At 72.0% G+C, this 20,856-nt stretch carries 18 protein-coding genes; 8 read left to right on the top strand and 10 right to left on the bottom strand.

Going from position 1 to position 20,856, the window contains the following annotated elements; genetic code table 11:
* Positions 1–27: 27 nt before the first annotated feature.
* The 9 genes from V6V47_RS24745 to V6V47_RS24705 all read right to left on the bottom strand — a co-directional run bounded on the left by V6V47_RS24745 (position 28) and on the right by V6V47_RS24705 (position 9,201).
* On the bottom strand, positions 28–1,083 hold the full coding sequence (locus V6V47_RS24745) for a glycosyltransferase family 4 protein (RefSeq protein WP_334630755.1): 1,056 nt from the start codon (positions 1,081–1,083) through the stop codon (positions 28–30).
* 157 nt (positions 1,084–1,240) lie between these two features.
* On the bottom strand, positions 1,241–1,912 hold the full coding sequence (locus tag V6V47_RS24740) for a BON domain-containing protein (protein WP_334630743.1): 672 nt from the start codon (positions 1,910–1,912) through the stop codon (positions 1,241–1,243).
* A gap of 149 nt (positions 1,913–2,061) precedes the next feature.
* Complete coding sequence (locus tag V6V47_RS24735; protein WP_334630742.1) at positions 2,062–3,570, bottom strand: S1C family serine protease; 1,509 nt, start codon at positions 3,568–3,570, stop codon at positions 2,062–2,064.
* A gap of 62 nt (positions 3,571–3,632) precedes the next feature.
* A complete protein-coding gene (locus V6V47_RS24730) occupies positions 3,633–5,189 on the bottom strand; it encodes a HAMP domain-containing sensor histidine kinase (RefSeq protein WP_334630741.1) in 1,557 nt (518 codons plus the stop codon).
* The gene (locus tag V6V47_RS24725; RefSeq protein ID WP_334630740.1) at positions 5,186–5,887 is read right to left on the bottom strand and encodes a response regulator transcription factor; all 702 of its coding nucleotides are present in this window, start codon (positions 5,885–5,887) and stop codon (positions 5,186–5,188) included. The genes V6V47_RS24730 and V6V47_RS24725 overlap by 4 nt, the downstream gene beginning before the upstream one ends.
* A 96-nt stretch (positions 5,888–5,983) precedes the next feature.
* Complete coding sequence (locus V6V47_RS24720) at positions 5,984–6,595, bottom strand: PadR family transcriptional regulator (RefSeq protein WP_334630739.1); 612 nt, start codon at positions 6,593–6,595, stop codon at positions 5,984–5,986.
* Positions 6,592–7,416 carry a DUF4097 family beta strand repeat-containing protein gene (locus V6V47_RS24715; RefSeq protein WP_334630738.1) on the bottom strand — a complete coding sequence of 275 codons (825 nt, stop codon included), beginning with the start codon at positions 7,414–7,416 and terminating at the stop codon, positions 6,592–6,594. The genes V6V47_RS24720 and V6V47_RS24715 overlap by 4 nt, the downstream gene beginning before the upstream one ends.
* Positions 7,417–7,540: 124 nt before the next feature.
* Positions 7,541–8,422, bottom strand: a complete 882-nt coding sequence (locus V6V47_RS24710; RefSeq protein ID WP_442934301.1) for a lysophospholipid acyltransferase family protein — start codon at positions 8,420–8,422, stop codon at positions 7,541–7,543.
* Entirely contained in the window at positions 8,419–9,201 is a 783-nt protein-coding gene (locus V6V47_RS24705; RefSeq protein ID WP_334630737.1) for a GNAT family N-acetyltransferase, read from the bottom strand. The genes V6V47_RS24710 and V6V47_RS24705 overlap by 4 nt, the downstream gene beginning before the upstream one ends.
* A gap of 151 nt (positions 9,202–9,352) precedes the next feature.
* On the opposite strand from V6V47_RS24705, the gene V6V47_RS24700 reads away from it, so the two are divergent.
* The 7 genes from V6V47_RS24700 to V6V47_RS24670 all read left to right on the top strand — a co-directional run bounded on the left by V6V47_RS24700 (position 9,353) and on the right by V6V47_RS24670 (position 19,608).
* Positions 9,353–10,000 carry a hypothetical protein gene (locus tag V6V47_RS24700; RefSeq protein ID WP_334630736.1) on the top strand — a complete coding sequence of 216 codons (648 nt, stop codon included), beginning with the start codon at positions 9,353–9,355 and terminating at the stop codon, positions 9,998–10,000.
* Between the two features lie 95 nt (positions 10,001–10,095).
* Positions 10,096–11,031: an ABC transporter ATP-binding protein gene (locus tag V6V47_RS24695; protein ID WP_334630735.1), complete on the top strand. Its 936-nt coding sequence runs from the start codon at positions 10,096–10,098 to the stop codon at positions 11,029–11,031.
* Positions 11,028–11,852 carry an ABC transporter permease gene (locus V6V47_RS24690; protein WP_334630734.1) on the top strand — a complete coding sequence of 275 codons (825 nt, stop codon included), beginning with the start codon at positions 11,028–11,030 and terminating at the stop codon, positions 11,850–11,852. The genes V6V47_RS24695 and V6V47_RS24690 overlap by 4 nt, the downstream gene beginning before the upstream one ends.
* 250 nt (positions 11,853–12,102) lie before the next feature.
* On the top strand, positions 12,103–15,879 hold the full coding sequence (locus V6V47_RS24685; protein WP_334630733.1) for a multifunctional oxoglutarate decarboxylase/oxoglutarate dehydrogenase thiamine pyrophosphate-binding subunit/dihydrolipoyllysine-residue succinyltransferase subunit: 3,777 nt from the start codon (positions 12,103–12,105) through the stop codon (positions 15,877–15,879).
* Between the two features lie 159 nt (positions 15,880–16,038).
* Positions 16,039–16,218 (top strand): DUF6104 family protein, encoded by a 180-nt coding sequence (locus V6V47_RS24680; RefSeq protein WP_328419986.1) that lies wholly within the window; start codon positions 16,039–16,041, stop codon positions 16,216–16,218.
* 208 nt (positions 16,219–16,426) lie between these two features.
* Positions 16,427–18,496 carry a phosphate acetyltransferase gene (pta, locus tag V6V47_RS24675; RefSeq protein ID WP_334630732.1) on the top strand — a complete coding sequence of 690 codons (2,070 nt, stop codon included), beginning with the start codon at positions 16,427–16,429 and terminating at the stop codon, positions 18,494–18,496.
* The gene (locus tag V6V47_RS24670; protein WP_334630731.1) at positions 18,493–19,608 is read left to right on the top strand and encodes an acetate/propionate family kinase; all 1,116 of its coding nucleotides are present in this window, start codon (positions 18,493–18,495) and stop codon (positions 19,606–19,608) included. Before pta ends, V6V47_RS24670 begins: the two co-directional genes overlap by 4 nt.
* Here the strand turns inward: V6V47_RS24670 and V6V47_RS24665 are convergent.
* Positions 19,605–19,772 (bottom strand): hypothetical protein, encoded by a 168-nt coding sequence (locus tag V6V47_RS24665; protein WP_334630730.1) that lies wholly within the window; start codon positions 19,770–19,772, stop codon positions 19,605–19,607. The genes V6V47_RS24670 and V6V47_RS24665 overlap by 4 nt on opposite strands.
* Positions 19,773–19,928: 156 nt before the next feature.
* Between V6V47_RS24665 and V6V47_RS24660 the strand changes: the two genes are divergently transcribed.
* A complete protein-coding gene (locus tag V6V47_RS24660; protein ID WP_334630729.1) occupies positions 19,929–20,825 on the top strand; it encodes an alpha/beta hydrolase family protein in 897 nt (298 codons plus the stop codon).
* Positions 20,826–20,856 lie beyond the last annotated feature (31 nt).

Below are 20,856 nucleotides of genomic sequence, written 5' to 3'. Positions count from 1 at the left end.
GAATCTGCGTCGCCGGTGCCGGCCGGGTCAGCGGACCGACACCCGGGCCGCCTCGCGGACGTCCTGCTGGTCAGCGGCGAAGCGCCGGTAGACGGCCTCGTAGCCGGATGCCATCCGCTCGACGGAGAAGTTGGCCGCCACGTGGTTCACGCAGGCCGCCGGGTCCAGCCCCTTCGCCGCCAGTAGCGCCTGGGGCAGTTCCTCCGACCGTTCGCAGACCAACCCGGTGAGCCCGGGTCGGACCAGTTCCGGCACCGCGCCCCGATTGAGGGCGACGACCGGCGTGCCGGTCGCCATCGCCTCCAACATGACCATGCCGAACGGCTCGTCCCACTGGATCGGCATGATCAGGCAGCGGGCGTCGACCAGCATCCGCAGGGTGTCCGCACGGTCGGCGTTCAGCACGACGGTGACGTCGTCGCCAAGCAGCGGCTCGACGACCTGTTCGTAGTAGCGACGCTCGGCCGGCTCGTTGCACTTGCCGGCGAGCAGCAGCGGCAGCCCGGCCGCCCGGCACGCCTGGATGGCGATGTCCGGGCCCTTGTCCGGGCTGAACCGGGCCAGCCACAGCACCGGCCCCGGGCCCGGCTCGGTCTTGCGTGGGAAGCCGCGCAGGTCCAGGGCGTTGTGCACGGTGCCGGCCCATGGCAGGTCGGGGTTGAGCCCCCGTTGGGTGTGCGAGATGGCCACCAGCGCGACGCCCTGGTCGACGTCGTTGAGCACATCGCCGTACTCGCCCACCGGATTGCCGTGCACGGTCGCCACCGTGGGCACGGCCCGGCGGCCGGCCACCAGCGGGCCGATCGTGGTGTGGTCGTGGATGACGTCGTAGTCGGCGGCCCTGATGATCTGGTTCACCCGGGCCAGGTGGGCCAGCTCGGGCAGCGACTCGCCCAACCGCTCGTACTGCACCTCGGGCACGGTGGACACGAAGCCGTCGGCGTTGGTGCCGTGCTGGACACCGGCGCCGAAGAGGGTCACCGCGTGCCCGTGCACGGTGAGCGCGTCCACCAGCCCGGCGACCACCTGCTCCAGGCCCCCGTAGCCGGGCGGCGGGACGGACAACCAGGGCGGGACCACCATCGCGATGCGCAACGGCCGCTCCGGAGGGCGGTCGGCAGGCGGGTGGTTCACGGCCACGAGTCCTCCCCGTTGATCCCCGGTCCGATGTCGCCGCCGATCGGCATGGTCCGGACCGGTTTCCCGGTCACGTACCCGGTAAACCGGACAAGACGGACGATCACCCGCCGACCAGGAGGTGGTCGTGCACCACCCGTACGCCGGGCGCCGACCACGCCACCCGCTCAACCTGATCGCGTTCCCACCACGAGCGGACCACCCCGGCGAGGACCAGCGTGTCCCCGTCCACCTCGACGGTCACCCGCTCGCCGCCGATCGTGCGCAGCAGCGCGCGCTGGACGTCCCGCCGCAGCCGTTCGCCGGCCGGCGGCTCCGGTGGTCGTACCTCGATGAGGTTGGTGATCCCACGGACGCCATCCAGCCGACGCAGCTCCTGCTCGGCGGCCCGGCGCTGCCACCCGAACTCGACCTCGCCGCGGAGCATCACCCAACCGTTGGCCACGGTCACGTCCAGCTGTTCGGCGGGCACGAAGCTGTCCCATTCGAGCGCCCGACTGGCGGCGATGGCCACCTCCGCGTCGGTACGCCCCGGAGTGCCCGGCAGCCGCACCTCGATCTCGTCGGCCACCGCCCGCACCCCTCGGACCCGCTGGGCCGAGCGGGTCGCCGCCCAACTACGGGCGGCACCGTCCACGAAACCGGTCAACGTGACCACCCCCTGGTTGACGGTCACGCCGATCTCGTGCGGTTGCAGCTGCGCGTCCCAGGCCAGCTCGGCCAGAACGTCGTGTTGAATCCGCTGGTCATCGCGGACACCCACCACCTGAGTCATGGTTCCGAACCTGCCCCGCGTACGGGTGACGGCGGTTCACCCGATCCGGGTGAACCGCCGTCAGGGCGAAAAAGCGCGGCGGGTGACGAAGCCAACCCCCTTGGCTCCGCCACCCGCCGCCGGAGAGGGAGGCAGGGTTCAGATATCGGTTACGACGTTTCGGCGAGCGTCACGGTTGCCGTCTTCTCGGTGCCGTTTCGCTTGTAGTGCACCTCGACCCGGTCGCCGACCTTGCCGGCCTGCACCGCGCCGACCAGGTCCTCGGAGTCGTTGATCGCCTTGTCGCCGAACTTGGTGACCACGTCGCCCCGCTGCAGGCCGGCCTTCTCGGCGGCGCTGCCCGCGGTGACCGACGCGACCAGCGCGCCGCCGCCCTCGGCCTCGTTGACGCCGACGCCGAGCGACGGGTGGCTGACCTTCTCGCCGCGCTGCAGCTTGCCCGCGACGTCCTTGGCCTTGTTGCTGGGGATGGCGAACCCGACGCCGATGTTGCCGGTGCTCTGCCCGGAGGTGGCGATGGCGGTGTTGATGCCGATCACCTCGCCCCGGGTGTTGACCAGGGCACCGCCGGAGTTGCCGGGGTTGATCGGGGCGTCGGTCTGGAGCAGGCCGGAGATCGAGGTGACCGCCTGGGCCTGCTCGCGGGGGTCCGGCTGCTGCTGGCCCTCGCCGGCCCGGATGGTGCGGTCCCGGGCGCTGAGGATGCCCGAGGTGACCGAGCCCTGCAGGCCGAGCGGGCTGCCCAGGGCGAGCACCTGGTCGCCGACCTGCATGCCGTCGCTGTCGCCGAACTTGGCCGGCTTGAGATCGGTGACCCCGTTGGCCTTGACCACGGCCAGGTCGGTCTTCGGGTCGGTGCCGATGATCTTCGCCTGGGCGGTCTTGCCGTCCGCGAACACCACCTGGACGGTGTCCCCGGCGGCGGAGGCCACCACGTGGTTGTTGGTCAGCACGTAGCCGTCGGCGGTGAGCACCACGCCGGAGCCCTCGCCGCTGTCGGTGGTGATGGAGACGACGCTGTCCTGCACGGACGCCGCGATCTTCGGAAGGTCGGCGCTGTTGAGCACCGGAGCCGCGGAGTACGTGCGGGTCACGCCGCCGCCGTCGCCGTCCAGGGCGAGCGCGAGCGCACCGCCGGCCACGCCGGACCCGAGCATCAGGGCGAACACCGCGACGCCGGCACCGGCGAACTTGGCGACCCGGCTCGGCCGGGGGCCGCTGCCGGGCGGAGCGACCTGCGGGCCCCAGGGCGGGACCGGCTGCCCCGGGTGCTGCGGGTAGGCCGCGCCCGGCTGGCCCCCGCCGGCCCAGCCGGACTGCTGCCCGGCGTACCAGGGGGTGCCGGGGTACTGGCCAGGGGTCGGCTGCGGGTAGCCGGGCTGGCCGGGCGCCGGCTGCCCGGAGACCGGGTACGGCGGCGCGGAGGGCGTGGCGGCGGTGACGGTCGACGGCTCGTAGCCGACCGGCTGCGGCGGCTCGTAGCCGGTCGGCTGCGGCTGCGGCTGCGCGACCGTCGGCTCGGTGCTGACCGGCTGGATGGGGGTGGTCGGAGAGTCGGACTGCACGCGCTCGTCGCGCGGCAGCTCGGCGGTGGGTTGCGACGGCTCGGCGTCGGTGGCGGCCGGCCGGCGCTGCGGGTCGGACTCGAACTCGGTCATGGCACTACCTTCTCCCCGTGCACTGCAACGAAGCTGGAACCGTCCTGGAAGTTGGCTGAAAGTCACTCACCGGTGTCGTCGGTCTGTGGCACCTGCGGCAGCCGCACCCGGAAGGTGGCCCCGCCGCCGAGGGTCTCGGCCACCTCGACCGATCCGTGGTGGGCGGCGACCAGCGCCGCCACGATGGCCAGGCCGAGGCCGGTGCCGGTGTTGCCGTCGGCCCGGCGCGTCCGGGCCGCGTCGGCCCGGTAGAACCGCTCGAACACGCGTTCCGCCTGCTCCGGGGAGAGGCCCTGCCCGGTGTCCACGACCTCCACCACGGCGAGGTTTCCCGACTCGGCGCGCAGCCGCAGGCTGACCTCGGCGTCCGGCGGCGTGTGGGTCAACGCGTTGGTCATCAGGTTGCCGATCACCTGACGCAGCCGCGCGTCGTCGGCGAAGACGACGAGTGGGCCCGAGCCGGGCTCGATCTCCAACTCGATACGCCGGTCCGGAGCCATCGCCCGGGCGGCGTCCACCGCCTCGGAGGCGAGCACCGGCAGCTCCACCGGGGCGAGCGAGAGCGGCCGTTCCCGGTCCAGCCGGGCGAGCAGCAGCAGGTCCTCCACCAACAGCCCCATCCGGGCCGCCTCGTCCTCGATCCGGCGCAGCAGGCCGCCGGTCTGCTCCGGGGCCCTGGCGGCGCCCTGGCGGTAGAGCTCCGCGAAGCCGCGAATGGTGGTCAGCGGGGTACGCAGCTCGTGCGAGGCGTCCGCCACGAACTGCCGCATCCGCTCCTCGGAGCGCCGGGCCCGCGCCTCGGACGCCTGCGCGGCGGCGGCCGCGTCCCGGGCCGCGCTCTCGGCCGAGCGGGCTGCGGTCTCCGATGCGGCCCGCGCGGTGAACGCCGCCTCGATCTGGGTGAGCATGGCGTTCAACGCTCGCGAGAGCCGGCCCAACTCGGAGGTGGGCTGCTCCTGTCCCTGCTCCGGGTCGGGCACCCGGCGGGTCAGGTCACCGCCGGCGATGGCGGCGGCGGTCCGTTCGATCTCCACCAACGGCTTGAGGCTGGTCCGCACGATGGCCGCGCCAACCGAGGCCAGCATGATCAGCACCGCGCCACCGACCAGCAGGTCGATCCAGACGAGTTGCTTCACCGCCCGGTCCACCTGGGTCAGCGGCTGGCCCACGGCCAGCACCGAGCCGTCCGGTTGGGCCGCGTAGTACACCCGCCACCGGGTCTGACCGTCGAGGGACAGGACGGTCCTCGGCTTCCCCTCGGCGTCCTCGAAGCCCTGCCGGGTGGTGGGGAAGTTCGGTAGCTGCTCGGGGTCGAGGCTGATGTCGTCGTAGATGGGCCGGTACACCGCCTGCTCATCGGCCAGCGACACGACATAGTCGCTGGGCAGCATCGCGTTGACCTTGTTGCTCCGCAGACCGGGCAGCAGCGAACCGAGGCCTTGGGTGGCCGATCGGATCTGCCCGTCCACCTGGCCGACCAGGTAGCCCCGCAGGAAGTACGCGGTCAGCGAGCTGATCACCAGCAGCGCCACGGCGACCAGGACCAGCACCGCGGTGACCAGCTTGACCCGCAGCGGCACGCTCCGCAGCCGGCCCTTCGCCTGCAGGTAGGCGCTCACGCCGCCGGCTTGCGCAGCACGTACCCGACGCCGCGGAGGGTGTGGATCAACCGCGGCTGGGTGGTGTCGACCTTGCGCCGCAGGTAGGAGATGTAGGACTCGACGATGTTGTCGTCGCCCCGGAAGTCGTAGTTCCAGACGTGGTCGAGGATCTGCGCCTTGGACAGCACCCGGTTGGCGTTGAGCATCAGGTAGCGCAGCAGCTTGAACTCGGTCGGCGAGAGCTGCACCCGCTGCCCGGCCCGGTGCACCTCGTGCGTCTCCTCGTCCAGCTCGAGATCGGCGAAGGTGAGCCGCGACGGGGCCTGCTCGCCGCTGGTGGTGCGGCGCAGCACGGCGCGGATCCGGGCGGTCAACTCCTCCAGGCTGAACGGCTTGGTGACGTAGTCGTCGCCACCGAGGGTCAGCCCTCGGATCTTGTCGTCGGTCGCGTCCCGGGCGGTGAGGAAGACCACCGGGGTACGCGTACCGCCCTCGCGGAGCATCCGGATGACCTCGAAGCCGTCCAGGTCCGGCAGCATCACGTCGAGCACCACCAGGTCGGGCCGGTGGTCCTTGGCGGCGTTCAGGGCCGCGCTGCCGCTGGTCGCGGTGGCTACGTCGAAGCCCGCGAACCGCAGGCTCGCGGAGAGCAGTTCGAGGATGTTGGGGTCGTCCTCGACAACGAGCAGTCGCGCCTCGGTCTGGGTAGCGGGCATGGGCCCATCATCGGTGACCCGACTGCGTCGGCGCTGGACGCTTCCTGCAAAAACCCTGTGAGTCGCCGACCGCTCCCGGCCGGCCGGCGACGTCGATCAGCGCAGCAGCCGGCGCAGCCCGTCCAAGGCGCCGTCGAGCAGCCGGATCGCGGTGCGCAGTTGAGTGTCGCTGAACCGCCGGGACCGCACCAGCCGGCCCACCTCGGCGCCGAACGCGGCCAGCCGCTGATCGATGTCGTCGAGCAGGTCGGTGCGCGCCCCGTCGGCCGGCGCCGGCCTGGGTGGGGGCGCCGGCGGCTCCCACCGGGTACGCCGGGTCTGCCGGGTGGCCTCGCTCAGCTCCCGCTTGAGGTCGCGCACCGAGCCACGCACCTCGCTGCGGATCTCGCCAGCCAGGGTGGAGAGGTCCGCCACCGAGGCCGCGATGTCCGCCTCCAGCGTGGCCAGCTCGCCGGACCGCTGGCGCAACTCGTCGCGGCCGGCGTCGGTGATGTCGTACGTCTTGCGGCCCCCGGCGGCGGTGTGGCTGACCAGCCCTTCGGCCTCGAGTCGTTGCAGGCGTGGGTAGATGGTGCCGGCGCTGGGCGCGTAGAGGCCGAGAAATCGGTCCTCCAGCAGGCGGATCAGCTCATAGCCGTGCTTCGGCCCGTCGTCGAGCAGCTTGAGCAGGTAGAGCCGGAGCCGGCCGTGACTGAACACGGCGGTCACGGCAGCTCCTCCTCGTCGGCGTGAACTTCCCGGGCGAGCAGAGCGATGCTCCCCGAGGTCGCGGACGCCCAGAGCCTACCCGCACCGGCGCCGAGCACCCCCTCGCTGTTGGCCAGTGGGAACGTCGAGGTGCGCACCTGCGGGAACCCGCTGGTGATCCGGCCGGAGGCGGTGTGCAGGCGGACGTCGAGGTCGCTGTCCCTCCGGATCCGGACGGTGATGCTGCCCGAAATGGTGTTGAGCCGGATCTCGCTGCGCCGGCAATTGTCGAGGTCGCAGGTGATCGAGCCCGAGACGGTCTGGGCGTGCACTCGGTCGGCGTCGCTGTTGGCGAGGATCACCTCGCCGGAGACGGTCTCCATGGTCAGGTCGCCGCTCACTCCGAGCGCCTCCACCGGCCCCGAGACGATCTTCGCGGTGGTGTTGCCCCGCAGCCCCATCAGGGTGATCTGACCGGCGGTCACGTCGACCATTGTCTGCTGGCGCAGCCCCGAGGCGACCACCGAGCCCGCGACCAGGCCCAGGTCGGCGAGGACGTCGGCGGGCACCGCGACGGAGACATCCACCCGCGGAGACCGGGTGAACGACCGCAGCCACCACAGGGCGTCCGCCCAGCCCCAACCGCGCTCCTGCCGGATGGTGAGCCGACCGTCCTCGTGCGTGATGAAGATCGGCCGGCGGCCGACCCGGGTGACGTCGACACGGGCCGGGCCGTCGGTGGCGACCACGTTGAGCAGCCCGGTCACCAGGCGAACGTTCAGCCGGGTGACCGGGCCGTCCATGGTGAGTCGCTGTGGTCTGTCGACCGTCCATCCGGCCATGACGCACTCCCCTCGAAGACGCGCCGACACGCGTCCAACGAGAGAACGGTAACGCGATACATCGCGATAGCACAAGACGCGCGGGCGCGGCGCGAGGCGCGGCGCCCGCCAGCCGCGGTCCGCGTCAGGCCGCCAGATCCAACCCCAGTCGGGTCCGGGCCGCGGCGCCGGTGGCGGGCAGCAGGTGTACGGCCGACTCGGCCGCTCGGGCCAGCAACCGCCGGTCGGCCTCGCGCGTCGGGTGCAGCGCTGCGGTGATGGTCACCGAGACGACGAGATCCCGCGTCGCGACCACCCGTGCCACCGAGCGCAGCAGGGTGTCCGCGCCCAGGAAGGACGCGATCGTGGTGTTCGCTCCGGTGGCCTCACTGCGGTATGTGAGCCGCAGCGGCACCACCGGACTGCCCGTGTCGATGGCCGCCTGGAACATCGCGGGCCGGAACCCGCCGCCCGGACGGCAGCCAGCCGCGTCGTCCCCGGCGCACCAGGTCGTACCCTCGGGAAAGACCGCCACCGAACGACCAGCGCGCAGCGCGTCAGCGACCCGGCGCACGGTGGCCGGCAGCGCCCGCGGCCGGTCCCGGTCCACGAAGACCGTGCCGCCCGCCGCCGCCATCAGGCCGACCAACGGCCAGGAGCGCACCTCCCGCTTCGCCACCATCCGGGTCGGCGCGACCGCCAGCACCGCGAGGATGTCCAACCAGGAGGTGTGGTTGGCGACCAGCAGCGCCCGCCGGCGGGGCAGCCGGCCCCGGATCACCAGCCGGACGCCGAAGGCACGCGCGGTGCCCCGGGCCCAGCCCCGCAACGCCGCCTGCCGCTCCGATGCCGGCAGTACGGGCAGCAGCGCCGCCACGCCCACCCCGGCCAGCAGCATCCCGGCCCCGGCGAGCAAGCGGAGCACTCGGCGGGCCACCGGCACAGTCGGCATCTCGCCGGCCGCCGGAAGGCACTCCTCGTCGCAGCCGGAGGACGGCCGCCACAGGTCGAGCGGTACGGCGGTCACTGCTCGGCCCCGCCCAGGAAGTGCCGCAGGTAGCGCGGGTTCATGCGATCGAGCGAGAAGAGCACGTAGAAGTCCGCGCAACCGAAGTCGGGGTCGTACGACGGCTCACCGGCGATCCACGCGCCGAGCCGGAGGTAACCCCGCAGCAGCGGCGGCACCGCGGCGCGGCCGGCCGGTTCGGCGGCGTCAGCCGAGCGGTATACCTCAGCACCCGGCTCGGCGAACCAGGGCCGCAACGGACGGACCCGCAGCGGCGGCGGCGCGAGGTGCCGGGCCTGGGCCTGCGCCCACACCTCGGCGACCGTCCGACCACCATCGGCCACCGGCACCGAGGCGCAGCCACCGAGCCAGCGGGAGCCACGCAGGTGCAGGTACCGGGTGAGGCCCGCCCACATCAGGTTGATCACCGCGCCGGAGCGGTGATCCGGGTGCACGCACGACCGACCCGTCTCGACCAGGTCGTCGCGGAGCGGGTCGAGCGCGGTGAGGTCGAACTCGCCGGCGGCGTACCGCTGGTCGGTGCGGCCCGGCGGCAGCAGCCGGTAGGTGCCGACCACCATGCCGGTGCTGTCCTCGCGGACGATCAGGTGGTCACAGTGGGCATCGAAGGGGTCCACGTCCAACCCGGCCGCGCCGGGGAGGAGAGTGGCGCCGAGCTCGGTGGCGAACACCTCGTGACGCAGGCGTTGCGCGGCCGCGACCTGGATCGGGTCGTCGGCGATCAGCAGGGTGTATCCGCTGGTCGTCAGAGGTACGCCAGCGACATGCAGAACGGCCATGGGATCTGTGTAAGGGCCCCGAGTTGCCATCCCCGGTGACCACCGGTGTCGATCGGGTGAACGCCGGCCGGCGGTCGGGCCTCGTGGGGTTCGTGCGAAGCTGCCAGGCAGTTCCGGCGACGGTGCCGGTACGCCCCACCGGAGGTCGACGATGCGCATCGAGTCCCGCTACAACGGGCCGTCCGGTTCGGGCAACGGCGGCTGGAGCGCCGGCGTCTTCGCCAGCGCGGCGGGCGGCTCCGGCCCGGTCGAGGTGACGCTGCGCCGACCACCACCGCTGGAGACGGCGCTGACCCTGACCGACGGCGAGGTCCGGGACCCTGCCGGTGAGCTGGTCGCCGAGGTCCGCCCGGCCGGGGCGGTGGACGCCGTCGTGCCGCCGGTCGACCGGGCCACTGCCGTGGAGGCGGCCACCCGCTACCCCGGTTTCGTCGAGCACCCGTACCCCGAATGTTTCGTCTGCGGGCCGAGCCGGGCCGACGGGCTGCGGATCTTTCCCGGCCCGCTGCCGGACGGCCGGACCGCCGCGCCGTTCCGGGCGCCCGAGCAGGTCACCGAGGCCACGGTCTGGGCGGCGCTGGACTGCCCCGGCGGCTGGACGGTGCTCGCGGCGGGCCGCCCGTACCTGCTGGGCCGGATCGCCGCCCTGCTCACCGCGCTGCCGGCGCCCGACGACGAGTGCGTCGTCACCGGTGCGCTGATCCGCCTCGACGGTCGCAAGGCCCTGGTGCACACCAGTCTGTACGGCCCGGACGGCGCGCTGCTCGGCGCGGCACGGGCCACCTGGATCGCCACCTGAACCGTCTCGGATGGACCGCGCCTGATTGACCTTGTTGCCCCGGGCCGTCACGCTGTGCCACGGCGTACCTCGACGCCACGCACGGGAGGAGAACGATGACTGACGGGCAGCCAAGCCCCACCATCGACGGTCAGATCGTGGTGTCCGGTCTGACGAAGCAGTACAAGAGCGTTCGGGCGGTGAACAACCTGTCCTTCACGGTGGCGCCGGGGCGGGTGACCGGCTTCCTCGGCCCGAACGGCGCAGGCAAGACCACGACCCTGCGCATGCTGCTGAACCTGGTCACGCCCACCGCCGGCACGGCCACCATCAGCGGCCAGCGGTACGCCGACCTCTCCGCCCCGCTGCGGCACGTCGGCGCGGTGCTGGAGGCGTCCAGCGCGCACAAGGGCCGGACCGGCATCAACCACCTGCGGGTGATCTGCGCGGCGGCCGGGCTGCCGAAGGAGCGGGCCGACGAGGTGTTGGCCCTGGTCGGGTTGACGCCGGCGGCGAAGCGCAAGTTCAAGGGCTACTCGCTGGGCATGAAGCAGCGGCTCGGCATCGCCGCCGCGATGCTCGGCGATCCCCGGGTGTTGATCCTCGACGAGCCGGCCAACGGGCTGGACCCGGAGGGCATCCGCTGGATGCGTGGGTTCCTCAAGAACCTCGCCCACGAGGGCCGTACGGTGCTCGTCTCCAGCCACCTGCTGTCGGAGATGCAGTTGCTCGCCGACGACGTGGTGATCATCGCGGCCGGGCAGCTCGTCCGGCAGGGGCCGGTCGACCAGGTCCTCGGGTCGATGGAGCAGGGCGCCCGGGTCCGGGTCCGCACTCCGCAGGCCGAGGCGCTGATCACCGCGCTCAAGGCGCAGTCGGCCACCGTGGACACCGACGAGCAGGGCGTTCTGCTGGTCGGTGGGGTGGACGCTCCGGCGATCGGCCGGGCCGCCCTGGCCGCCGGGGTGGAGCTGCACGAACTGACCCCCGAACGGCCCGACCTGGAACGGGTCTTCCTGGAGCTGACGGCCGGAAAGGCGGATATCCGATGAACCTCGTCCGATCCGAGCTGCTCAAGATCCGTACCACCAGCACCTGGTGGATCTTCGCCCTGATCAGCCTGCCGCTCTGGGCCCTCACCCTGCTCATCAACTGGTTGCAGGCCGACACCCTGACCAACAACACCGTCACCGATCTGTCGGCCGAGCAGGCGGCACAGTTCGAGGCCGCAGCCAGCCCGGACGCGCTCTCCTCGAACCTGTTCACCACCGGGCAGTTCTTCGGCCTGCTGATCGTGATGCTGCTCGGCATCATCGTGGTGACCAGTGAGTTCTTCCACCAGACGGTGACCACGACGTTCCTCACCCAACCGCACCGCACCGCGGTGATGCTCGCCAAGCTGGCCGCCGCCGGTGTGCTGGCACTGCTGTTCTGGCTGGTCACCACGGTGTTCAACCTGGTCGCCGGCTCGGCGGTGCTGAACGCGGTCGGGCTCGACTCGCAGCTCGGCAACGACGCGGCCTGGCGGGCGATCGGGCTGAACCTGCTCGCGTACCTGCTCTGGGCGGTGTTCGGCGTCGGCATCGGTGTGCTGATCCGCAGCCAGATCGGTGCCACCGTGACCGGCATCCTGCTCTACCTCGGTGGCTCGATCGGCGCCATCATCGTGATCGGCATCCTGGCCGAACGCTGGGGAGACTGGATCAACAACCTGCAGTTGCTGGTGCCGTCGTTGGCCTCGTCGCTGATGGTCACCGGGGCGGTCATCCCCGGCAACCCGCCGCGCTGGGCCGGCGCCGCCGTGCTGATCGGGTACGCGGTGGTCACCGGCGTGGTCGGCACCCTGCTGATGCGTCGGCGCGACATCTCCTGACCCTTCCGGGGTGGCGGCGCGGTCAGCCGCCACCCCGGGGGCCCGGGGCAGCCCTAGCAGTGATCGACAGGGCCCCGCAGGAGTTGCTGAACTTCTGGCATCTTCTGTGAAACGGACCACCCGACCGAGCCGGAAACGCCTACGGGATTCGTACGGCGTAGCCTGGGAGCGTCCTGTCCGTGCTCCGGTGACCGGGCGCGTCGGACACCGCGTGACACACAAACCCGCGTGAAAGAGGCGATTACCGGCCGTGTCAACCCAGCAGACTTCGCAGGAGAACCCACTGGCGGGTTTCGGCCCGAACGAGTGGATCGTCGAGGAGATGTACCAGCGCTACCTCGCCGACCCAACGAGCGTCGATTCGGCCTGGCACGACTTCTTCGCCGACTACCGACCGGCGCCGGGCGCCAGCACCCCGCGTACCGGTGAGCCGAAGGCGCCGGCAGCCGCAGGAGAGCCGGACGGTCAGCCCGAGCCGGCCGCCGAGGTGAGCCAGCCCAGCGCCACGGCGAAGCCGGCGGCCGCCAGCAAGCCGGCCGCCCCCGCCAAGCCCGCCGCACCCGCCAAGCCCGCCGCCGCACAGCCGGCGCCGGCCAAGCCCGCCGCCGCACCGGCCGCACCCGCCCCGGCGAAGGCCGCCCCGGCCGCGAAGGCCGCCGCGCCGAGCGCCGACGGCCCGCAGACCACCCCGCTGCGCGGCGTCGCCGCGAAGATCGTCCAGAACATGGACGCTTCGCTGAGCGTGCCGACCGCGACCAGCGTGCGCGCGGTCCCGGCCAAGCTGCTGGTGGACAACCGCATCGTGATCAACAATCACCTCGCCCGAGGGCGTGGCGGCAAGGTCAGCTTCACCCACCTGGTCGGCTACGCGCTGGTCCGGGCGCTGGTCCAGCACCCGGAGATGAACAACTCCTTCGCCGAGGCCAACGGCAAGCCGGCGGTGGTCCGCCCGGCGCACGTCAACCTCGGCATCGCGATCGACCTGGCCAAGCCGGACGGCAGCCGCAACCTGGTGGTCCCCTCCATCAAGGCCTGCGAGCAGATGGACTTCCGGCAGTTCTGGCAGGCGTACGAGGACGTGGTCCGGCGGGCGCGGCGCAACGAGCTGACCATGGAGGACTACGGCGGCACCACGATCTCGCTGACCAACCCGGGCGGCATCGGCACCGTGCACTCGATGCCGCGGCTCATGCAGGGGCAGAGCGCGATCATCGGCGTCGGCGCGATGGAGTATCCGGCCCCGTACCAGGGCATGTCCGAGGCCACCCTGGCCGAGCTGGCCGTCAGCAAGATCATCACGCTGACCAGCACCTACGACCACCGGATCATCCAGGGTGCGCAGTCCGGCGAGTTCCTCAAGGTGATGCACGAGCTGATCCTGGGTGAGCATGGCTTCTACGACCAGATCTTCACGTCGCTGCGGATCCCGTACGAGCCGGTGCGCTGGGTCCGCGACGTGGCGGTCAACTCCGAGGGTCAGATCAACAAGACCGCCCGGGTGCACGAGCTGATCCACGCCTACCGGGTGCGCGGTCACCTGATGGCCGACACCGACCCGCTGGAATTCAAGATCCGCAAGCACCCCGACCTGGACGTGCTCCAGCACGGGCTGACCCTGTGGGACCTGGACCGCGAGTTCCCGGTCAACGGTTTCGCCGGTCGGCAGCGGATGAAGCTGCGCGACATCCTCGGCGTGCTGCGCGACTCGTACTGCCGCCGCGTCGGCATCGAGTACATGCACATCCAGGACCCGGAGGAGCGGCGCTGGATCCAGGAGCGGATCGAGCGCAAGTACGAGAAGCCGTCCCCGGACGAGCAGAAGCACGTGCTCAACCGGCTCAACGCCGCCGAGGCGTTCGAGACCTTCCTGCAGACCAAGTACGTCGGCCAGAAGCGCTTCTCGCTGGAGGGCGGCGAGTCGCTGATCCCGCTGCTCGGCGAGATGCTCGAGTCGTCCGCCGAGGGTGGGCTGGACGAGGTCGTCATCGGCATGGCCCACCGGGGTCGGCTCAACGTGCTGGCCAACATCGTCGGCAAGCCGTACGAGAAGATCTTCTCCGAGTTCGAGGGTCACCTGGACCCGCGCTCGACGCAGGGCTCCGGCGACGTGAAGTACCACCTCGGGCAGAACGGCAAGTTCACCTGCCCCGACGGTGAGCACGCGGTCAAGGTGTCGGTGGTGGCCAACCCGTCGCACCTCGAGGCCGTCGACCCGGTGCTGGAGGGCATCGTCCGGGCCAAGCAGGACCGGATCGACCTCAAGCTGGAGGGCTACACCGTGCTGCCGCTGGCAGTCCACGGTGACGCCGCGTTCGCCGGGCAGGGTGTGGTCGCCGAGACCCTCAACCTGTCGCAGCTGCGCGGTTACCGCACCGGCGGCACCGTGCACGTGGTGGTCAACAACCAGGTCGGCTTCACCACCGCCCCGGAGTACAGCCGGTCCAGCCTCTACAGCACCGACGTGGCCCGGATGATCCAGGCGCCGATCTTCCACGTCAACGGTGACGACCCGGAGGCCGTGGTCCGGGTTGCCCGGCTGGCCTTCGAGTACCGACAGGCGTTCAACAAGGACGTCGTCATCGACCTGGTCTGCTACCGCCGGCGGGGGCACAACGAGGGCGACGACCCCTCGATGTCCAACCCCCAGATGTACAAGATCATTGATTCGAAGCGCTCGGTCCGCAAGCTCTACACCGAAGAGCTGATCGGTCGGGGCGACATCACCGTGGAGGACGCGGAGGAGCTGCTGCGCGACTACCAGGCGCAGCTCGAGAAGGTGTTCAAGGCCACCCGGGACGCCGCCTCCGCACCGCGTCAGCTCAGCCGGCCGCGCCGCGAGGAGGAGCCCGAGCCGCAGGTCGACACCGCCACCGACGCCGCCGTGGTCAAGGCGATCGGCGAGGCGCACGTCAACCTGCCGGAGGGCTTCACCCCGCACAAGCGCATCCAGCAGCTGCTCGACCGGCGGGCCAAGATGTCCGTCGAGGGCAACATCGACTGGGGCTTCGGCGAGATCATCGCGCTCGGGGCGCTGCTGCACGACGGCGTCACCGTCCGGCTGGCCGGTCAGGACTCGCGCCGCGGCACCTTCGTCCAGCGGCACGCCTCGGTGGTGGACTCCCGCACCGGCGACGACTACCTGCCGCTGAAGTCGCTCACCGGCGACGGCGAGCGTTCGCGGTTCTTCGTGCACGACTCGCTGCTCAGCGAGTACGCCGCGATGGGCTTCGAGTACGGCTACTCGGTGGAGAACATCAACGCGCTGGTCGCCTGGGAGGCCCAGTTCGGTGACTTCGTCAACGGCGCCCAGTCGGTGATCGACGAGTTCATCTCCTCCGGCGAGGTCAAGTGGGGCCAGCGCTCCGCGGTCACCCTGCTGCTGCCGCACGGCCACGAGGGCCAGGGGCCGGACCACACCTCCGGCCGCCCGGAGCGGTTCCTGCAGATGTGCGCCGAGGACAACATGCGGGTGTCCATCCCGACCACCCCGGCGAACTACTTCCACCTGCTGCGCCGCCAGGCCCTGTCGCCCAAGCGCAAGCCGCTGGTCGTGTTCACGCCGAAGTCGCTGTTGCGGCACAAGCTCTGCGTCTCGTCGGTGGAGGACTTCACCACCGGCACCTTCCAACCGGTGCTGCGCGACACTGCCGCCCCGGCGCCGGAGGCCGTGAAGCGGGTGCTGCTCTGCAGCGGCAAGATCTACTACGACCTGTTCCAGGCCCGGCAGGAGCGCGGCGTCACCGACACCGCCATCCTCCGGATCGAGCAGCTCTACCCGATGCCGGTGGAGGAGATCCGGGCCGCCCTGGCGCAGTACCCGAACGCCGAGGACTTCGCCTGGGTGCAGGAGGAGCCGGCCAACCAGGGCGCCTGGTCGTTCGTCGCTCTCAACCTGTTGGAGCACCTGACCGACGTCCGGCTGCGGCGGATCTCCCGCCCGGCCGCGGCCGCCCCGGCGGGCGGCTCGGCCAAGACGCACGAGGTCGAGCAGAATGCCCTGATCGAGGCGGCTCTCCCCCGCCCGTGACCTGACCGCACCCACGTTGGTCCCGGCCCGCCCCGCGCGGCCGGGACCAACGTCTTTCCCCGCCCCGCCGATCTAGGGCTTATCACCGTGACCGAAGATCAACTAGCGACGATGCGCCCTAGATCGGCGGATCTGAGCCGACGCAAGAGGACGGATCCCATGTACTTCACCGACCGTGGCATCGAGGAGCTGGTCGAGCGTCGGGGCGACGAGCAGGTGACCCTGGAGTGGCTCGGCGAGCGCCTGCGTGACTTCGTCGACCTCAACCCCGACTTCGAAACCCCCATCGAACGCCTGGCCACCTACCTGGCCCGCCTCGACGACCCCGAAGACGACTAACCCCGCGTCCACGCTTTCGTGATCAAGAGGTTTGCGTCACCGAAGCGCCCCGCGGTGACGCAAACCTCTTGATCACCCGGCCTGGGGGGCGTCGGGGGCGAGCTGAGGGGCGGCTGGGGGGGCGTCGGGGGCTGGCTGGGGCCGGGCGGGCTGGGGCGGGACTGGGCTGGAGCGGGTGGGCTTCCGGTTGAGGATCTAGGGTGGGGGTGTGGCTCGGAGTGTGTACCTGACGAGTGTGGGGTCGGGCGGGGGGAAGTCGACCGTCGCGCTCGGGTTGGCCGAGTTGCTGTCCCGCCAGGTTGGACGGATCGGCGTGTTTCGGCCGCTGGTCGCCGACACCGGCCCGGACCCGATCCTGGCCCTGCTCAGCGAGCGCTACCGGGTGGAGCTACCCCTGGCCGATCTGGCCGGGGTGACCTACGCCGATGCCACCGCGCTGGTTGCCGACGGCCGGCGGGAGGAGCTGATCTCCGGCATCGTCGAGCGCTACCGGGCGGTGGAGCGGCACTGCCCGGCGGTGGTCGTGGTGGGCAGTGACTTCGACGATCCCGGTGATCCGGCCCGTCCTCGGGAGTTGGCCTTCAACGCCCGGCTGGCCACCGAGTTCGGCAGCGTCGTGGTGCCGGTGGTGGACGGCTTCGGGCAGGAGCCGGCAGCCGTCGCGGCTGCGGTGCGCGGGGCGTACCACGATCTGGCGGACCTGGGCGCGACCGTGCTCGCGGTGATCGCCAACCGGGTGTCCGAGCCGATGGCGCTGCCCGAGCTGCCGGTGCCCGCGTACGCCATCCCGGAGGTGCCGAGCGTCTCGGCGCCGACGGTGACCGAGGTGGCGACGGCGCTCGGCGCCACCCTGCTGGCCGGGGACGAGGCAGCGCTCGGCCGGGACGTGCTCGATTTCGTGGTCGGCGCCGCACACGTGCCGACCCTACTGAGCCGCCTCACCGAGGGCGCCCTGGTGATCACCCCCGGGGACCGGGCCGACCTGCTCGTCGCCGCCAGCGCCGCGCACGTGGCCGGGCAGGTGTCGGTGGCCGGGCTGGTGCTGACCCTCGGCGAGCAGCCCGACCCGCGGGTGATGCGGCTCGTGGAGGAGCTCAACACCGGGCTGGCGGTGCTCTCCGTGCAGAGCGACAGCTACGACACGGTGGCCGCGTCCAGCCGGATCGAGGGCCGGCCCAGCGTGGCCAACCCGCGCAAGGTGGAGGCCGCGCTCGGGGCGTTCGAGCGCTGCGTGGACACCGACGACCTGGCCCGCCGGCTGCGGGTCAGCCGGTCGACGCGGGTCACCCCGCTGATGTTCGAGAACGAGCTGATCGACCGGGCCCGCGCACAGCCCCGGCACCTGGTGCTGCCGGAGGGCGCCGAGGAGCGCATCCTGCGCGCCGCGGAGATCCTGCTCCGTCGCGGTGTGGCCGAGTTGACCCTGCTCGGCCGGCCGGACGACATCGCCCGGCGCACGCGGGAGCTGGGCATCGACCTGGGTGACGCCCACGTGGTCGACCCGGTCACGAGCGGCTGGCGGGACGACTTCGCGGTCGAGTACGCGCGGCTGCGCGCCCACCGGGGCGTCACCGCCGAGCTGGCGCACGACATCGTGGCGCAGCCCAACTACTTCGGCACCCTCATGGTCGCCACGGGGCACGCGGACGGGATGGTCTCCGGGTCGACGCACACCACCGCGGCGACCATCCGGCCGGCGTTCGAGATCATCCGTACCGTCCCGGAGGTCTCGGTTGCCTCCAGCGTCTTCTTCATGCTGCTCGCCGACCGGGTGCTCGTCTACGGCGACTGCGCGGTCAACCGTGACCCGGACGCCGCCCAACTCGCCGACATCGCCATCTCCTCGGCCGACACGGCGGCCCGGTTCGGCATCGAGCCCCGGGTGGCGATGCTGTCGTACTCCACCGGCAGCTCCGGTGCCGGCGCGGACGTGGAGAAGGTCGCCGCGGCCACCGCGCTGGTGCGGGAGCGCCGGCCGGAGCTGCTGGTCGAGGGGCCCATCCAGTACGACGCGGCGATCGACCCGGCGGTGGCGGCCACCAAGCTGCCGGGCAGCCCGGTCGCCGGCCGGGCAACGGTCTTCATCTTTCCGGACCTGAACACCGGCAACAACACGTACAAGGCGGTGCAGCGCTCGGCCGGTGCGGTCGCGGTCGGCCCGGTCATGCAGGGTCTCCGCCGGCCGGTGAACGACCTGTCCCGCGGCGCAGGAGTTCCGGACATCGTGAACACGGTGGCGATCACCGCCATCCAGGCGGCGGCGGAGGCGGCCTCGTGAGTCGGGTGCTGGTGCTGAACTGCGGGTCGTCGTCGGTGAAGTGGCGCCGCTACGACGGCGACCGGGTGCTCGACGAGGGCACCGTCGAGCGGGTCGGCGAGCCCGGTGGCGGCCCACCGGATCACGCCAGCGCGGTCCGGGAGATCCTGGCGGGGCTGGACCTGGCCGGGCTGACCGCGGTCGGGCACCGGGTGGTGCACGGCGGCCAGCAGTTCACCGCGCCGGTCCTGGTCGACGACGCGGTGTTGGCCGCGATCCGGGATCTGGTCCCGCTCGCCCCGCTGCACAACCCGGCCAACCTGGCCGGCATCGAGGTGGCCCGAGCGGCGCTACCGGCCGTCCCGCAGGTCGCCGTGTTCGACACCGCGTTCCACCACACCCTGCCGGCGGCCACCGCGACCTACGCGATCGACCGGGAGGTCGCCGACCGGCACGGCATCCGCCGGTACGGCTTCCACGGCACCTCGCACGGGTACGTGTCCCGGCGTACCGCCGAACTGCTGGGCCGCCCGTACGACCAGGTCAACACCATCACCCTGCACCTGGGCAACGGGGCCAGCGCCTGCGCGGTGGCGAATGGTCGCAGCGTCGCCACCTCGATGGGCATGTCCCCGTTGGAGGGGCTGGTGATGGGGACCCGCAGCGGCGACGTGGACCCGACCGTGATCTTCCACCTGCGCCGGGAGGGTGGACTGTCGGTGGACGAGATCGACGACCTGCTCAACCACCGCAGCGGCCTGCTCGGGCTGACCGGTGCCAACGACATGCGCGAGGTGCTCCAGCGTCGCGAGGCCGGTGACCAGTCGGCTGAGCTGGCCTTCGACGTGTACTGCCGACGGATCACCGAGTACGTGGGCGCGTACTACGCGCTGCTGGGCCGGGTCGACGCGATCGCCTTCACCGCCGGGGTGGGCGAGCACGCCGCCCCGGTCCGGGCCGCCGCGCTGGCGGGGCTGGACCGGCTCGGCATCGCCGTGGACCCGGCCCGCAACGCCGGCGCGGGCGACCGGGTGATCTCACCTGACGGCGCCGAGGTGACCGTCTGCGTCATCCGCACCGACGAGGAGCGGGAGATCGCCCGCCAGGCCCGGGACGTGGTCGAGGCCGCCTAACTCGCCAGCCAGGCGACGATGGCCACCAGCAGCACGACGACCACCGCCGCGCCGATGATCAGCGGGGTACGGGACGGCGCCTCCGTCGGCGCGGCTTCCGGCGCGTGGTTGAACGCGCGGAACGCCTCGGTGTTGCCGCTGGGGTCGGTGTAGTTCTCAGACATGCGGGTGACCATAGCGAAACCGTTTACGGTGCGCCGCCCCCGCCCAGCTCACCCCGGCGGGTCGAGCCGGCCGGCGGGGTCGACCCGACCGGGTGGCGGTGCAGCCGGTCCGGACGGCCGGCTCGCTCCCCACACCCCTGGACCTACCGTGGAACGATGGGGGCGGGGCGGCTGATGGCCGTACTGGTGACGGCTCTGCTGGCCGGTTGTGCGCCGGCCACCGCCGCAGCGGGCGGAGCCACCGCCGTGCCGACGGCGCGCCGGGCGCCCGAGGGGTCGTACACCGTCGGCGTGCGTACGCTCTCCCTCGATCCGCGCTCGGCGCGTCCTCTGCCGGTGACGGTGTGGTATCCGGCGGCACCCGGCGGGGTGGCCGCTGGGCGGTTCCCGCTGGTCATCTACAGCCACGGGCTGGGCAGCCGGCCCGACCTGCACGCCGGGTTGACCACCCGCTGGGCGGCGGCCGGCTTCGTGGTGGCCGCTCCCGCGTACCCGCACACCCGGCAGGGCGCCCCCCACTTCACCCGGGCCGACGTCCGCAACCAGCCGGCCGACGCCTGGCGGCTCATCCGTCACCTGGGCCGCCTCGACACCGACCCCGATGATCCACTCGCTGGTCACCTGGCCCTGGATTCGATCGCCGCCGCCGGCCACTCGGCGGGCGGCTTCACCACCACCGGCATGTTCAGCGAGGGCCATCCGGCCCGACTGCGCGCCGGGATCGTGATCGCCGGCGGTGGGCTGCCCGGCAGCTTCGCCGGCCCGGTCGCGCCGATGCTCTTCGTGCACGGCACGGCCGACCCGGTGGTGCCGGTAGCGGTCGGCCAGGCCGCGTACCGGCGTACCCCCGGGCCGGCCGTGTTCCTCAGCCTGCTCGGCCAGGACCACGGCGCGTACCTCACGCCGGGTCACCCGGGGTTCGCCCCGGTCCTCGCCGCCACCACCGACTTCCTCCGCTGGGCGCTCTATGACGATGCGGCGGCCCGCGCCCGTCTCGAAGCCGACGCCGGCACCCCCACGCTGATCCGCTACGAGTCCCGCCCGGCCCGCTGACAGCCCGCCGTCGCGCCGATACGGTGGCCGG

The organism is Micromonospora sp. CPCC 205539, assembly GCF_036906815.1.
Lineage (GTDB): Bacteria > Actinomycetota > Actinomycetes > Mycobacteriales > Micromonosporaceae > Micromonospora.
This window is presented reverse-complemented; position numbering and strand designations above follow the sequence as displayed.

What these genes read in the sequence shown, in the direction of transcription:
- V6V47_RS24690 (WP_334630734.1), top strand. Translation starts at nt 11,028, where the DNA reads ATGAACCTCGTCCGATCCGAGCTGCTCAAGATCCGTACCACCAGCACC.
- V6V47_RS24700 (WP_334630736.1), top strand. Translation starts at nt 9,353, where the DNA reads ATGCGCATCGAGTCCCGCTACAACGGGCCGTCCGGTTCGGGCAACGGC.
- V6V47_RS24735 (WP_334630742.1), bottom strand. Translation starts at nt 3,570, where the DNA reads ATGACCGAGTTCGAGTCCGACCCGCAGCGCCGGCCGGCCGCCACCGAC.
- V6V47_RS24725 (WP_334630740.1), bottom strand. Translation starts at nt 5,887, where the DNA reads ATGCCCGCTACCCAGACCGAGGCGCGACTGCTCGTTGTCGAGGACGAC.
- V6V47_RS24665 (WP_334630730.1), bottom strand. Translation starts at nt 19,772, where the DNA reads ATGTCTGAGAACTACACCGACCCCAGCGGCAACACCGAGGCGTTCCGC.
- V6V47_RS24745 (WP_334630755.1), bottom strand. Translation starts at nt 1,083, where the DNA reads ATGGTGGTCCCGCCCTGGTTGTCCGTCCCGCCGCCCGGCTACGGGGGC.
- V6V47_RS24660 (WP_334630729.1), top strand. Translation starts at nt 19,929, where the DNA reads ATGGGGGCGGGGCGGCTGATGGCCGTACTGGTGACGGCTCTGCTGGCC.
- V6V47_RS24680 (WP_328419986.1), top strand. Translation starts at nt 16,039, where the DNA reads ATGTACTTCACCGACCGTGGCATCGAGGAGCTGGTCGAGCGTCGGGGC.
- V6V47_RS24740 (WP_334630743.1), bottom strand. Translation starts at nt 1,912, where the DNA reads ATGACTCAGGTGGTGGGTGTCCGCGATGACCAGCGGATTCAACACGAC.
- V6V47_RS24695 (WP_334630735.1), top strand. Translation starts at nt 10,096, where the DNA reads ATGACTGACGGGCAGCCAAGCCCCACCATCGACGGTCAGATCGTGGTG.
- V6V47_RS24715 (WP_334630738.1), bottom strand. Translation starts at nt 7,416, where the DNA reads ATGGCCGGATGGACGGTCGACAGACCACAGCGACTCACCATGGACGGC.
- V6V47_RS24705 (WP_334630737.1), bottom strand. Translation starts at nt 9,201, where the DNA reads ATGGCCGTTCTGCATGTCGCTGGCGTACCTCTGACGACCAGCGGATAC.